The sequence below is a fragment of the Kushneria avicenniae genome, from assembly GCF_900112585.1.
In the GTDB taxonomy this organism is placed as follows: Bacteria; Pseudomonadota; Gammaproteobacteria; order Pseudomonadales; family Halomonadaceae; genus Kushneria; species Kushneria avicenniae.
Genome location: NZ_FOLY01000002.1, coordinates 298,523 through 312,363, shown reverse-complemented (window position 1 = coordinate 312,363; position 13,841 = coordinate 298,523). Strand labels below are relative to the sequence as shown.

At 59.0% G+C, this 13,841-nt stretch carries 12 protein-coding genes and 1 tRNA gene; 7 read left to right on the top strand and 6 right to left on the bottom strand.

Annotated elements, in window-relative coordinates:
• Positions 1-8 precede the first annotated feature (8 nt).
• The 5 genes from BM079_RS04730 to manD form a co-directional block, all read right to left on the bottom strand.
• A complete protein-coding gene (locus BM079_RS04730; RefSeq protein ID WP_090131312.1) occupies positions 9-1,508 on the bottom strand; it encodes a mannitol dehydrogenase family protein in 1,500 nt (499 codons plus the stop codon).
• Between the two features lie 45 nt (positions 1,509-1,553).
• Complete coding sequence (locus tag BM079_RS04725; RefSeq protein ID WP_090131310.1) at positions 1,554-2,840, bottom strand: TRAP transporter large permease; 1,287 nt, start codon at positions 2,838-2,840, stop codon at positions 1,554-1,556.
• Between the two features lie 4 nt (positions 2,841-2,844).
• Positions 2,845-3,438 carry a TRAP transporter small permease gene (locus BM079_RS04720; protein WP_090131308.1) on the bottom strand — a complete coding sequence of 198 codons (594 nt, stop codon included), beginning with the start codon at positions 3,436-3,438 and terminating at the stop codon, positions 2,845-2,847.
• Positions 3,439-3,522: 84 nt separating this feature from the next.
• A complete protein-coding gene (locus tag BM079_RS04715; protein ID WP_380059415.1) occupies positions 3,523-4,443 on the bottom strand; it encodes a TRAP transporter substrate-binding protein in 921 nt (306 codons plus the stop codon).
• 158 nt (positions 4,444-4,601) lie between these two features.
• On the bottom strand, positions 4,602-5,813 hold the full coding sequence (gene manD / locus BM079_RS04710) for a D-mannonate dehydratase ManD (RefSeq protein ID WP_090131306.1): 1,212 nt from the start codon (positions 5,811-5,813) through the stop codon (positions 4,602-4,604).
• A 229-nt stretch (positions 5,814-6,042) separates the two neighbouring features.
• Between manD and BM079_RS04705 the strand changes: the two genes are divergently transcribed.
• The 3 genes from BM079_RS04705 to dps all read left to right on the top strand — a co-directional run bounded on the left by BM079_RS04705 (position 6,043) and on the right by dps (position 9,249).
• Complete coding sequence (locus BM079_RS04705) at positions 6,043-6,822, top strand: FCD domain-containing protein (RefSeq protein ID WP_090131304.1); 780 nt, start codon at positions 6,043-6,045, stop codon at positions 6,820-6,822.
• A 166-nt stretch (positions 6,823-6,988) separates the two neighbouring features.
• Positions 6,989-8,557: a sodium:solute symporter family transporter gene (locus tag BM079_RS04700; RefSeq protein ID WP_090131302.1), complete on the top strand. Its 1,569-nt coding sequence runs from the start codon at positions 6,989-6,991 to the stop codon at positions 8,555-8,557.
• A gap of 152 nt (positions 8,558-8,709) precedes the next feature.
• On the top strand, positions 8,710-9,249 hold the full coding sequence (gene dps / locus BM079_RS04695; RefSeq protein WP_090131300.1) for a DNA starvation/stationary phase protection protein Dps: 540 nt from the start codon (positions 8,710-8,712) through the stop codon (positions 9,247-9,249).
• Positions 9,250-9,373: 124 nt separating this feature from the next.
• Here dps and kdgK read toward each other — a convergent pair whose 3' ends face one another.
• On the bottom strand, positions 9,374-10,300 hold the full coding sequence (kdgK, locus tag BM079_RS04690; protein WP_175489600.1) for a 2-dehydro-3-deoxygluconokinase: 927 nt from the start codon (positions 10,298-10,300) through the stop codon (positions 9,374-9,376).
• A gap of 135 nt (positions 10,301-10,435) precedes the next feature.
• On the opposite strand from kdgK, the gene BM079_RS04685 reads away from it, so the two are divergent.
• The 4 genes from BM079_RS04685 to BM079_RS04670 all read left to right on the top strand — a co-directional run bounded on the left by BM079_RS04685 (position 10,436) and on the right by BM079_RS04670 (position 13,798).
• Positions 10,436-11,101, top strand: a complete 666-nt coding sequence (locus BM079_RS04685; protein ID WP_090131297.1) for an HAD family hydrolase — start codon at positions 10,436-10,438, stop codon at positions 11,099-11,101.
• A gap of 71 nt (positions 11,102-11,172) precedes the next feature.
• Complete coding sequence (locus BM079_RS04680; protein ID WP_090131296.1) at positions 11,173-11,898, top strand: DUF2076 domain-containing protein; 726 nt, start codon at positions 11,173-11,175, stop codon at positions 11,896-11,898.
• A gap of 92 nt (positions 11,899-11,990) precedes the next feature.
• A tRNA-Ser gene (locus BM079_RS04675) sits at positions 11,991-12,080 on the top strand.
• A 590-nt stretch (positions 12,081-12,670) separates the two neighbouring features.
• A complete protein-coding gene (locus BM079_RS04670; RefSeq protein WP_175489599.1) occupies positions 12,671-13,798 on the top strand; it encodes a glycosyltransferase family 4 protein in 1,128 nt (375 codons plus the stop codon).
• Positions 13,799-13,841 lie beyond the last annotated feature (43 nt).

Here is a 13,841-nt window from a genome sequence, read left to right as displayed (position 1 = left end):
AAACCCGTTCAGACGTTCGCCAGATGCTGCTCAAGCGCTGCGCGCATGCCGAGCTGCTCAATGACCTCCAGCGCCTTTTGTACCTGCTGGCCAAAGCGCGGCGCGCTGACCAGCGCTGGCGAGAAGATCGACTCGAGCCCCATCACGGCGGCCGCTCGATCCGCGCTGCGCTCAAGGGCATGACACTGCGTCAATTGATCTGCCATCGGGTCGCTGACCGGATAGCTCCGGCCCTGCTCGTCCACGCCGCGGGTGTAGCGAATCCAGGCCGCCACGCCGAACACGGTGGCCTTGAGCGCCTGCTCGTCATCGCTGGCCGCCAGACGCTCCTCGGCGCCGCGCAGCCAACGCTGGGGCAGCTTCTGTGAGCCGTCCATGGCGATCTGGTGCAGCCGGTGGCGCAGACTGTCGTTACCAAAGCGCGCCATCAGCGCGTCAGCGTAGTCTTCCAGCGACACGCTCTCCGGCATCGACAGGGTCGGCGCCGCTTCTTCCCGCATGTAGCGGCGCAGAAGCCGCTGCATCAGCGGGTCGGTGACCGCTTCGGCCACCGTCTCCAGACCCATCAAGGGACCGGTGTAGGCCAGAAGCGAGTGCGCGCCGTTGAGCATGCGAAGCTTCATGGTCTCAAAGGGCGCGACGTCCTCGACCATCTCGACGCCGGCGTGGGCCCAGTCGGGCCGGCCCTGCGGGAAGTGATCCTCGATCACCCACTGTAGAAAGGCCTCGCTGATCACGGCCGCCGGGTCGTCACCACCAAGCCGCCGCAGACGACCAAAGGCCTCCTCGTCCATCGCCGGCACGATGCGATCCACCATGCTGGAAGGAAAGGCCACGCCTGTATCGATCCACTCGGCCAGTGCGGCATCCCGCCGCCGGGCCAGCGCCACCACGGCACGCCGGGTGCGCTCGCCATTGTCCGGCATGTTGTCACACGACAGTACGGTGAAGGGCGCGAGGCCGGCCTGCCGGCGACGGACCAGCGCCTCGACCAGAATGCCCGGCGCCGTACGAGGGGCTTCAGGGTGAGCGATATCGGCAGCAATGGCCGGATCATCGCTTAAAAGCGTGCCCTCGCTGGGGCTCAGGTAGTAGCCCTTTTCGGTGACCGTCAGGGTCACGATGCGCGTATCGACGTTGCTCAAGCGATCCAGCAGTACTGAAAGATCCTCGCCCTGCTGGCCCTGCGAGTCCGTGCCGGTAAACAGCGTCTCGTTGATGGCGCCAATCTCGCGCAGGGTGACATGGGCGCGGTCGGTATATTCAGCCAGATGGTAGCGAAAGCCCTGGTCACGCAGGGTCTCGACCAGCGCGCGGTTGCCGCGAATATTGACGCTGCAGATGCCCCAGTCGCGTTCGCCGCGGGCGATGCATTGCTCCACCACCTGGGCCTGATGGGCCCGGTGAAAAGCGCCCAGCCCCAGGTGCACGATGCCGATGCGCTCCGGCGCATGCTTTGAGTCGATGCGGACGACATCAATCGTGTCACGGGCCTCGGATGGACTCATCACTTTCTCTCCTTGCTCGGCAGCGCCGAAATGATCAGCGCCGCGTTATCCTGCCGGCCCCATGACCAGATCGGGCAGCCACAGCGAGATGGCCGGGATGTACATCACCAGCACCAGTACTGCCAGATTGCACAACAAAAACGGAATGATGGCGCGCGCCACCTGACTCATGCGGATTTCGCCGATGCCGGAGACCACGAACAGGCAGATGCCCACCGGCGGTGTGGTCAGTCCGATCATCAGATTCAGCACCGCCATGATGCCAAAGTGCACCGGATCGACCCCGACGCCGGTCGCCACGCCCAGCAGCGCCGGGAACAGGATGATCAGTGCGGCGATGGTTTCCATGAAGGTGCCGACAAACAGCAGGATCAGGTTGAGAATCAAAATGACCACCAGCGGATTGTCGCTGATGCCGAGAATGCCGTCGGCGATCATCTGCGGAATGCGCTCGCTGGTCAGGATCCAGCCAAACAGATTGGCCAGCCCCACCAGCATCATCAGTGCCGCCGAGGTCAGGGCCGCGTCGACAAAAAGTCCCGGCAGGTTGCGCCAGTTCAGCCCCTTGTAGACGAACATCCCCACCACCAGGGCGTAGATGCAGGCCACGATCGAGGCTTCGGTAGGCGTAAAGAAGCCGCCAATGATGCCGTAGAGGATGATGAAGGTCATCAGCAGCGCCCAGAACGCACTCTTGCCTTCACTCAGAATCTCCTTGAGCGAGGCACGCCTCTCCTTCGGGTAGCCCCTTTTGACCGCCAGCACGTAGACGGTAATCATCATCCCCAGCGCCAGCAGAATGCCCGGCACCACGCCGGCCATGAACATGCGCCCGACCGAGATGCCGGACAGCGAGCCCACGATGATCATCGGCACGCTGGGGGGAATGATCGGGCCGATCGTTGAAGACGCCGCCGTGACGGCCGCCGCAAAGGGCTTGTCATAGCCGGATTTCGCCATACCGGGGATCATGACCGCGCCCACGCTTGCCGCATCGGCCACAGCCGTGCCGGAGATGCCGCCAAAGATCATCGAGCCGCCCACGTTGGCCAGGCCCAGACCGCCGCGGATATGGCCGACCACCGCGTTGGAAAAGCGCACGATGTGCTCGGTAATGTTGCCCACGTTCATCAGATTACCGGCCAGAATGAAGCCGGGAATACACAGCAGTACGAACGAATCCATGCCGGCAAACATGCGCTGCGGCACGATGGTCAGCGGAATGCCGGCCGTAAAGAGATAGGCCGCCGAGGAGATGCCAAGGGCAAAGGCAATTGGGATACCGGCGAACAGCAGGACAAAAAACACCGCAAACAGCATCAATACTTCCATGGTGTTACCTCCGCTCGCCGCCAGGCGCTGCCTTGTCGTGACGGGACAGGCCCAGGAGCCCGGCCACGGCTTCAATGACACCGATCACGCCGTACAGGATGACCATGGCAAACAGCACCACGGTGGCGCCAAATACCCACTGCATCGAGACCTTGAGGGCCGGTGAGGTCTGAAAGGCCCCGATGCTGGCGTACTGCCAGGCATAGGGCACGATCAGCCAGGCAAAGCCGACCAGCACCACGCTGATCAGCAGCTGATAGCAGCAGGCACCTCTGACGCCGAAGCGATGATGAAAGAGTTCCAGACTGATGTGCTTGCCGCGGCGCATGACCAGGCCAGCGCTGACAGCAATCATCATGATAAAGAGATAACGCGACAGCTCCTCGGTCCATACCGGCGCCGCCGGCAGAATCAGACGTCCCAGAATCTGTACGATGACCACACCGGCGATCGCGATCAGCGTCAGACCGGCGATCGTGGCCAGCGCTCGATCCAGAAGGGTTACCAGGGTACCGAACACGCCGCCCAGTCGCGGTACGCGCCCCAGCACGTCGAGCGCTTCAAGGGCGTCGCTGGCTCGCTTTTCAGTATCGCTCACGTTGTATGTCTCCCTGCTGTCATCCCCCTCTGGCGCCAGTCAAAGGGGGATGGCAATCCGCATTCAGGCCGTGGCTGGAGGGCTTCAGAGCTTTTCAATGCGCTCGAAAAGCTCGGTCTGCTCGGGATCGAGCGCCTTCTTGACGGCCGGCATGGCCTTATCGGCAAAGGCTTTCGTGTCGACCTCGACAAAGGTCATGCCCTTGTCCTTGAGCGCTTTTTCAAGGCGTTTTTGATCCTCGGCGAACAGGTTGCGCTCATAGCTCTGCATGTCGCCGGCGGCATCACGCACCACCTTCTGCAGGTCGTCCGGCATGCTGTCGAGCTTGCGCTTGCCAATCACGACATAGATCCAGCTTCTGACGTGATTGGTCATGTTGACGTATTTCTGCACCTCGGAGAGGCTGGCACTCTCGATCAGTGACAGCGGGTTTTCCTGAGCGTCGATCGTGCCCTGCTGCAGCGAGGTGAACACTTCGCTGAAGGCCATGGGCGTCGGGCGGGCGCCCAGCGCCTGCCAGGTATCGACAAACAGCGGCACGTTGGGGACACGAAGACGCAGCCCCTGCAGGTCATCAGGTGTCCTGATTTCACGATTGGACGTCAGTTCACGTGGTCCACGCTCAAACCAGGTCAGCGGTACCAGCCCGGTGCGCTCGGTGATCTGGGCCTCGATTTCGCTGCCGATGTCGCCATCGACCGCCTTTTCAAGCTGTTCGCTGTCACGAAACGCATAGGGCACGGCCATCATGGCGGCCTTGGGTGCCCAGTTCTGCAGACTCTCGCCGGTAATGGTCATGTCGGCCGTGCCCAGCTGGATGGAGTTGATCATGTCCATCTCGTTGCCCAGCTGTTCGTTGGGATAGACCTGCACTTCGATGCGGCCGTCGGAGTTTTTCTCGACCACCTCCTTGAAGTGCATGGCGGCCTTGTTCCAGATGTTCTGCTCGTTGGCCAGGTGCCCGAATTTCAGCGTGTAATCGGCGGCCTGTACCGGGGTGGCCATCGCCAGAACCCCGGCAGCCAGAACGCCGGCACCAATCAACTGTGACAGACGCAGACGTGACATTTGACGCATCGACATACCTTGCTCCTCCAGGACGCGGGTCCTGATCAAATCCAGCGGTGAAATCATCGGCTGCGTAGCAGCCCGTACTCATCGCTCTACCAGTGCCAGAGCGTGCCGTCCTCGAGGCGGTTGACCGGCAGGCTGGCGCGCCTGTAGGGGTACTTCGCCGCCAGACCCTCGTCGATATCCACGCCGTGTCCGGGGGCCTCGCCAGGCGTGAAGTGGCCATCCTCGAAGCGATAGGCGTGCGGGAAGACCTCTTCAATCTCTTCGCTGTGCGGCATGTGCTCCTGAATGCCGAAGTTGGGCACCCAGGTATCAAAATGCAGCGCCGCCCCCATGCAGACCGGCGAGAGATCGGTCGGTCCGTGAAATCCGGTGCGCACGTGATAGAGCTCGGCCAGCGCCGCGATACGACGTACGTGCGTGATCCCGCCGGCATGGGTCAGGGTGGCGCGGATATAGTCGATCGACTGCGACTCGATCAGCTCGCGGCAGTCGTGGATCGAATTGAACACCTCGCCCACGGCCAGCGGCGTGGTGGTGTGCTGGCGAATCAGGCGGAAGGCGCCCTGGTTTTCAGCCGGCACACAGTCTTCGAGCCAGAACAGATGATAGGGCTCGACCTCCTTGCCCAGTCGCGCCGCCTCGATGGGGGTGAGGCGGTGGTGCACGTCGTGCAGCACGTGCAGGTCGTCACCAAAGCGCTCGCGCACCGCCTGAAAGAGCTTCGGCGCGTGATTGAGATACTTCGAGGTGCTCCATACGTTTTCACTGGGCAGGCTCGAATCCGCCGGTTCATAGCGCTCGCCGGCCCTTTTGGCCACGCCATAGGTCGAGGCGATGCCGGGAATGCCGCACTGTACGCGTACAGCGCGATAGCCCTGCTCGACGTGACGGGCCACCTCTTCGAGACAGCCTTCGATGTCATGGCCGGTGGCATGGCCATAGACCATGACCCGGTCACGGCTTTTGCCGCCCAGCAGTTTGTAAAGCGGCAGACCGGCCGCCTTGCCCATGATGTCCCACAGCGCCATGTCCACGGCACCGATCGCGGACATGGTGACCGGCCCACGCCGCCAGTAGGCACCGCGGTAGAAAAACTGCCAGATATCCTCGATACAGGATGGATCGCGTCCGATCAGCGCCGGCGCCACGTGCTCCTCGAGATAGGCCACGACCGCCAGTTCACGACCGTTGAGTGTGGCGTCCCCGATGCCATGAATGCCGTCATCGGTTTCGATTTTCAGTGTCACCAGGTTACGACCCGGACAGGTCACGATGACGCGTGCATCCACAATCTTCATGAGTATGACTCTGCCTGTGTTCATCAATGTCGCCAGGCTACCTGTATTGTGATTGGCATACCAAATAGACATTGGTATACATCGGCGTCATAAAGCTTCACATCGGACTTTAAAGTATTGTCAGATAGGCTCTATCAGCACATCGTGGTAAAACTGGCATGCCACAATGAGCATCGAAACAAGCACAGGTCGTGACCGCTCACAGGCTTGAAACATCAGGGAGGTGGGGATGCGCCGACAGTATCAGATCATTGGCGAGCAGATCGGTCAGCAGATCGACCGTGACGGCTATACCCCCGGCGACCGACTGCCCACGGAGCGCGAATATGCCGAACGCTTTGACGTCAGCCGTACAGTGGTGCGCGAGGCCTTTATCATGCTCGAGCTGGCCGGACGCGTAGAGGTGCGCAAGGGCTCGGGGACCTATGTCAGTGCTTCCAGTGGTAATGCCCGGCCGGCCTCTTCTACCGCCATCACGATGCCCGCGCCGGCAGAAGATATCGGGCCCTTCGAGCTTTTGAAGGCGCGTCAGGTCCTGGAAAGTGCCGTGGCATCAGCCGCAGCCGAGCTGGTCACACCCGCCGACATTCGCGCCCTGTCGGCACTGCTGGCCGAAGAGCGCCAGGCGCTGGAGAGCTCTACTGGCGGACAGGAACTGACCAACGCCGCCGACCAGGCTGACCGGGCCTTTCATCTGCTGATTGCACGGGCCAGTCAGAACACCCTGCTGGAAGACGCCGTTGATCGGCTCTGGGAGCAGCGCGACCGCAGCCGCATGTGGCGACGGCTGCACGGGCGCATCATGGACTTCTCCTACCGCCGCAGCTGGCTGTCCGATCACGACCGTATTCTCGCCTGCCTTAAAAAACGCGACAGCGTCGGCGCGCATGACGCGATGTGGGACCACATTGAGCATGTCATGCACACACTTTTCACTCATTCCGATACCGATGACCCGAGTTTTGACGGTTATCTTTTTACCCGCGGCATCGAGCGTTCGCCTTCCTGACCTTTCCTGCCGGATCCTGGCCCGACCTGTATCGCCGACTCGCCAGCCTCATGCACCTGACCTAATGTAAATACCCAAAGCGCTCGCTTTGGGTATCGACGCCAAACAACAACACCAATACGGATAACCGCCAGCGCCACCGGGCTGGCCGGTACGGGAGGGTGGCATGGTCTGGCTGGATTACGTGGTCATCGCGGTCTATCTGGGCAGTTTTTTACTGCTGGGTCAGCTTTTCAAGGATCAGCACTCGGGAGAAGACTACTTTCTGGGCAGCCGCGGCTTTGGCTGGTTTCCGCTGTCGCTATCGGCCGCCGCTACACAGCTGTCGGCGGTCAGCTTCATTTCGGCGCCCGCCTTTGTCGGCATGAAAGAAGGCGGCGGACTGATCTGGCTGACCTACGAGTTCGCTGTACCGCTGGCGATGATCGTACTCATTGTCCTCTTTTTCCCGACGCTTTATGCCGCCGGCGTGGTCAGCATCTACAGCTATCTGGAAAAACGCTTCGGCCGCAGCACCCGCATTCTTCTGAGTCTGGTCTTTCAGCTGTCGCGTGCCTTCGCGACCAGTGTGATGGTTTATGCCATCGCCCTGATTCTCACCCACGCCATCGGACTGCCGCTGTGGGCCACCATCGTCATCATCGGCGTGGTCACGCTGATCTATTCCTGTCAGGGCGGCATGAAGGCGGTCGTGTACGGCGACGTCATTCAGATGGTGCTGCTGGTCATCGGTCTGGTGGTCTGTCTGCTGTTTGCCCTGTCGCTGCTTGGCGGCTGGGATGCCTTTCTGGCCAACGTGGACCCGGCGCGTCTTGAAACCGTGCGCTTTGATGACATCGGTATCGGACAGGACAGTAACGGGTTCGGCTTCTGGCCCATGGTCATCGGCGGGCTCTTTCTCTACGCTGCCTATTACGGCGCCGACCAGAGTCAGGCCCAGCGTCTGCTGTCCGCTCGCGATGCCCGCACGGTGCGTCACACCCTGCTGGCCAACGGGCTACTGCGCTTTCCGGTCACGCTGTGTTATTGCCTGCTCGGGCTGGTGCTGGGGACGCTGGCCGTCACGCATCCAGAATTTCGCGCACTGATCCCCGCCGATGAACCGGATCTGATGGTGCCGCTTTTCATGCGCGATTATCTGCCGGCAGGGCTGACCGGCATTTTGATCGTCGCGATCTTTTCAGCGGCCATGTCCTCGGTCAGCTCGGCGATCAATTCGCTGTCAGCGGCAAGTGTGGAAGATCTGTTTGTGCGCGGTCGAAAGATCGACGAACAGCGCTACATGCGCCTGTCCCGGCTCACCTCGGTGTTCTGGGGTGTGGTCTGCATTGCAATGGCCTTTTTTACCGGCAACATTGCACCCACCATTATCGAGGCCATCAACAAGGTGGGATCGCTCTTTTTTGGCCCGATGCTGGCGACCTTTCTGGCCGCCATCCTGATCAGGCCCATCAATGGAACGGGCGCCAACTTCGGACTGGTGGCCGGTGTCGGCCTCAATGCCTTTTTGTGGCTGTTCGTGCCGGAGCTTTTCTGGTTCTGGTGGAACGTGACCGGCGCCATCACCATGCTGGCCGTCGCCTTGATTACCAGTGCCGTGACGCATCGTCGCACTCGCAGCGAGGTCATGCCCCGACCCGTGCTGGATTTTCATGTGCCCACAGTCGCAACACTGTGCGCGTTCTTTATGGTCATTGTTGTGTTCAGCATGTGGCTGCCAACGCTTCTGGACTGACACACAATCGGTGGATTTGTAAATCCGACCTTGATATCAAGGCAGAACGTACCAAAATTCATTTGAAGGAAGCCTGGCAGGTCATGGCGATATGCCAGGCTGCCCGCAGGCGCGGGCTGTGTTTAACCGGTCTGAACAAAAGGATGTGACTCATGAGCGGTGCCACTACACGCAACATCAAGGAAGCCAATCAGAAAACCGCCACCAGGCTTTACCCAACGCGCAACGATCTCCCTGAAGGAGAGCGTGCGAAGGTTGTGGCCGTCATGAACGCAAGGCTGGCCGAACTGATCGATCTGGCGCTGGTGATCAAGCAGGCGCACTGGAACCTCAAGGGACCGCAGTTTATCGCCGTCCACGAAATGCTTGACGGCTTCAGAAGCGGCATTGATGCCCACGTTGATGAGGTCGCCGAACGTCTGGTCCAGCTGGGCGGCACGGCACTGGGTACGGTACAGCAGGTCTCTCAGAACACCAGCCTTGAGACCTATCCAGCCGACATTCATCGCATCGAGGATCACCTCAAAGCGCTGGCAGATCACTATGCCGGGGTGGGTGCCACGGTACGCAAGTCCATTGATGACACCGACGAGCTTGGCGATGCCGATTCCTCCGACCTGCTGACCGGCGTCTCACGAACGCTCGACAGCAACCTGTGGTTCATCGAGGCCCACATGCAGGAAGGCGCCTGAGGCTCGAACCTGCCGAAACGGCCACATTGCCGGCAGACGCAGGAACGACTGCGGGAGCGCTCCATCGGAGCGCTCCCGTTTTCATGTCACGCCCATACCGTTTTGACATGCCTTCTTGAAGACGTCAGGGCATGTCAGGCATGTACTCGGCATCAATGATCGCACCGCGATGGCCGATCACGGTAGCTGCCAGCCGGTGGCCCCACCGCGCGGCCTGCTCGACATCGCCACCGGTCAGGCGACAGGCCAGATAGCCGGCGCTAAAGGAATCCCCCGCTGCAGTGGTATCCACCACCTTCTCGACACGCTCTCCGTCGACCTCGTGACGCACCCCGTCATGCTCGATCAGGCAGCTCTCGGCACCACGCTTGATCACGATTTCGCTCACGCCCTGGTCGCGGTAAAATGCAAAGAGCGCCTCGGGCGTTTCAAGACCGAACAGGGCCTGATCATCTTCAAAGGTGACGATGGCCAGATCCACCTGCGCCAGCAGTGCCTGATGTGCCTGCCGGGCCGATTCGACATCCTGCCAGAGCCCGGGGCGATAGTTGTTGTCAAAGACGATCCTGACGCCCTGCTCACGTAGTCCGAGCAGCCCCGCCAGCAACCGCTCGCGTCCTTCCTCGGTCAGAATGGCCAGACTGATGCCGCTTAAATAGAGCGTGTCGCAGTGCGCCAGGCGCTGGATCAGCTGTGCGCCCTTCTCACCATCGAGCATGAACCGTGCTGCGGCCTCGCTTCGCCAGTAGTGAAAGCGCCGCTCTCCGGCCTCATCGGTTTCGATGAAGTAAAGCCCCGGCAGACGCGCCTCCAGAGTCCTGACATTGTCGGTGCCCACGCCCTCCCGGGCAAAGCGCTCGCGCATGGCCTGGCTGAAACCGTCACTGCCCAGCGCCGTGACGTATTGCACATCCAGGGTATCGCCCGCCAGACGCGCCAGATAGGCCGCCGTATTGAAGCTGTCGCCGCCGAAGGTCTGATGGACCGACTGTCCCGGCCGGCCATGCATTTCGATCATGCATTCGCCCATGAGCGCGATGGTTGATGACAAGAGGGTTCTCCCTTTCCGGCATTGTGTTTTGCGACGATGCACCCGAAGCTGTCAGGACTCAAGCCACACCGACACTTTGCAAGCGATACCTTCAAACGTCACGACATTCCCGAGAGCACAGGTTCAGGAGCCCCCATGGCACGTATCAAATGTCTGATTTTCGACTGCGACGGCACGCTGGTCGACAGCGAGCCGCTGCTCGCCGAGGTGCTGGCGCAGTCCCTGCCCGAGGCTGGTCTACCCTTCGAGGCCCATGATTATATGAACGAATTTCGCGGCGTGGTCTATGCCCATATCGTGGCGGAACTCGAACGGCGCCATGGCACCGTTGACGAAACGGTGAAAAAGGACACCGAAGCGCGCATGCGAGCCCGCCTGATGGCCGGTCTCAAGGACAATCTGCTGGTGATCGAGGGCATCGAGGCCTCCCTTGAAGTGCTGCAGCCGGAATATCTCTGCTGCGTGGCCTCCAACGGCCCGCTCAACAAGATTCGCCAGTCCATGGAGGTCTCCGGCCTCGGACGCTTTTTCGGTGATCATCTCTTCTCGGCCTATGAAGTCGGCCACTTCAAGCCGGACCCCGGTCTCTTTTTGCATGCCGCCCACGCCATGGGGGCCTCGCCCGAAGAGTGTCTGGTGATTGATGACGCCCCCGTTGGGGTGACGGCGGCACTGGAGGCCGGCATGCACGTGGCGCACATCAATCACTTCCCCGAAGATGAACAGACGCCCGCACGCGCTCATGAGCTGCTGCACATGAAGGACCTGCCAGCGCTGGTACGCACGCTCGATCGAACCTGAACCGGGCACCTTCGCCCCGGACGGGGGTCAAAGCAGTCATTGATCTCATGCATCACACAGGGAGCGCCACCATGGCACGCAGTGAACAGGAAATGATCGACGATCTTTTTTCCCGCCTGAAAGAGGCCGAGGCGCAGACCGGCGAGCGCGACGCACAGGCCCAGCGGCGTATCGATACCCATGTCAGCGAGCAGCCCGGCGCGCCCTACTATATGGCGCAGACCATTCTGATTCAGGAAGCAGCCATCAAACGGCTCAACGCCAGGGTCGAAGCGCTCGAAAGGCAGAAAAGCGAAAAACGCAGCAGCGGCGGCTTTCTGGCCGGTATCTTCGGCGCCGACCAGCGCGATGAGCCCGCCGCCGAGCGTCGCCAGACACCCGGTGTATCAGGGCGACCAGGCAGCAGCGGCCCGGGTCAGAACTGGCAGACCAATGGCCCGGCCTCCAGCGCGCCCGGCAATGCCATGCGAGGCGGCGGTGGCTTTCTGGGCGGCGCCCTGCAGACGGCCGCGGGCGTGGCCGGCGGGGTGATGCTGGGCAACATGCTGATGGGCATGTTCGGCCATCACAACAGCGAAGAGATCGTCGATGTCATTGAAGATCCAGCCGGCACGGATCATGGCGAGTCAATGGACACCCAGGCGCCGGGAGATAGTGGTGACGGCCAAGGCGGCTTCGAACAAACCGATTATTCACCGCAGGAAAATACCGGCGGAGTTGATCAGGGCGGTTTCGACGATAATGACTCGTTCTATGGCGGTGATGCCGGTGGCTTCGATGATTTCGACGAAATCTGAGCCACTGGCGTCAGGGCCCTGCTGGCCAGACCTGTATCTCGCCACCCGGGCATGGACAAGGCGCTACGAGATCAGTACCATATGCGGCCTTCGGAGAGGTGGTCGAGTGGTCGAAGGCGCCGGTCTCGAAAACCGGAGTGGGTTCGCGCCCACCGAGGGTTCGAATCCCTCCCTCTCCGCCAGATGTAAAAAAACCGGCCTCAGTGGCCGGTTTTTTTGCTTTCAGAACAGCTGATATTATTAACCGCTGATCTGCACTTAATATTATCGTAGTCAAACATCGATAGTATCTTTCCGCCATACAAGTCAAAAAAGCGCTTAATTTTTTAAGACAATTAATTCAAAGCTCCTACCATTGGCATGGCGAAAGCCAATACTCAACACTGAATTCCCAGTTTCATCCATATAGCCAGCCAAATAAATAAATAAATAAATCATATACTGTTCCAGATTTTGCAAATCACCTCGATCAATCAAAGCTGCAGCTTTTCTTTATATACGAGAACTTTTAGAACAGCTGGATAGTACGCGTTGCACCGATATCGGTGACGATAAATTAAAATTTATTCAGTCGGCAATAGCATTGATCTGCATCAAAAGTGCATGCGAATCGGCTTATCATGAAGGTGCAAGATTTACTTTTTCTTTTTGTCAACCCGGTCACCAATTGAAAAATTAGCCATTCTTTACGTTAAAGATCACTTATGCATAGCGTTTTGATCACATATTGTTACGATTATCACACTAACATCGATCGATCATGGGGCATAGGATGAAGATCTGCGTATTTGCTAATGATTTTTCTTATCAAACAGGGGCGGAACGCGTCATTAGCAGCATTGTTAACGCATTGGCTTCCCGGGGACACGATATCGATATTCTTAGTCTTTCGAGAGGCCTGGAACCCGCTTATGAACTTGATCCAGGTGTTCAACTTTATCAGCTTTTCAAGGACAGAATTTCAAGAAACGGGCTAATACCGCTATCTATAAAGCGGTCCTGGCGTTTTGCAAGTTCAATAGTAAAAATCAGATATTTTTTTGAGCGTCATGATTACGACCTGATTATTGACACCGAACATGTGCTTGGGCTCATGGCAGCCATCGCTCTCAAGGGAAAAAGTATCTACAAGATGCATTGGGAGCATATCAATTTCAATGTAGACCCTGCCGGCAGCAAAAAAAGAAAGATCCGTCAGAAACTGGCTGAAATGGTGGATAGCATCGTCGTGTTGACTGAGCGCGACCGTCAATACTGGCTTCAGGGATCCAGAGTCAAGGGTCATGTGACAACCATCTATAACCCTCTCCCATTCAATGTCCCCGATGTCAATTATAATGCTGACAGCAAGGTTGTTTTAAATGTAGGCCGGTTTGACTCGCAAAAGGGCTATGATCTTTTGCTGGAAGCATGGTCAAGGTTACCGAAAGACCTCATACAGGAAGGCTGGACTCTAAAAATTGTTGGCAATGGAGATACCAAGCCAGCAATGGAACAATTATCACGAACACTTGGTGTAGAAGACAGTGTCGAGATGCCGCCAGCCACAAAGGATGTTGCCAGTTACTACAGGAATGCTTCGATATTTTGTTTCAGCTCACGCTTCGAAGGCTTTGGGATGGTGCTTATAGAGGCCCAGGCTCATGGCCTGCCCTGCATTTCCTTTGATTGTGATACCGGCCCGGATGAAATCATCGAACATGGCCAAAACGGCTTTCTGGTAGAAAACAGCAATGTTGACGCCCTGGCGCAGGCATTAGAGGAGCTGATGCGTTCCAAAAGTACACGTGAGGCCATGTCAGAAAGCGGTCTTCGCAGCGTGACACGTTTCGAGCAGGCTCCCATTGTCGAGCAATGGGAGCAGCTTCTGGGAGATATATCCGCTCGACTTGCTAAGTAGTAAGCATTTTTTTACCGAAAAGCACGCCTTGACGCTGTACTGG

What these genes read in the sequence shown, in the direction of transcription:
- BM079_RS04730 (WP_090131312.1), bottom strand. Translation starts at nt 1,508, where the DNA reads ATGAGTCCATCCGAGGCCCGTGACACGATTGATGTCGTCCGCATCGAC.
- BM079_RS04725 (WP_090131310.1), bottom strand. Translation starts at nt 2,840, where the DNA reads ATGGAAGTATTGATGCTGTTTGCGGTGTTTTTTGTCCTGCTGTTCGCC.
- BM079_RS04715 (WP_380059415.1), bottom strand. Translation starts at nt 4,443, where the DNA reads ATGGCCACCCCGGTACAGGCCGCCGATTACACGCTGAAATTCGGGCAC.
- manD (WP_090131306.1), bottom strand. Translation starts at nt 5,813, where the DNA reads ATGAAGATTGTGGATGCACGCGTCATCGTGACCTGTCCGGGTCGTAAC.
- BM079_RS04705 (WP_090131304.1), top strand. Translation starts at nt 6,043, where the DNA reads ATGCGCCGACAGTATCAGATCATTGGCGAGCAGATCGGTCAGCAGATC.
- BM079_RS04700 (WP_090131302.1), top strand. Translation starts at nt 6,989, where the DNA reads ATGGTCTGGCTGGATTACGTGGTCATCGCGGTCTATCTGGGCAGTTTT.
- dps (WP_090131300.1), top strand. Translation starts at nt 8,710, where the DNA reads ATGAGCGGTGCCACTACACGCAACATCAAGGAAGCCAATCAGAAAACC.
- BM079_RS04685 (WP_090131297.1), top strand. Translation starts at nt 10,436, where the DNA reads ATGGCACGTATCAAATGTCTGATTTTCGACTGCGACGGCACGCTGGTC.
- BM079_RS04680 (WP_090131296.1), top strand. Translation starts at nt 11,173, where the DNA reads ATGGCACGCAGTGAACAGGAAATGATCGACGATCTTTTTTCCCGCCTG.
- BM079_RS04670 (WP_175489599.1), top strand. Translation starts at nt 12,671, where the DNA reads ATGAAGATCTGCGTATTTGCTAATGATTTTTCTTATCAAACAGGGGCG.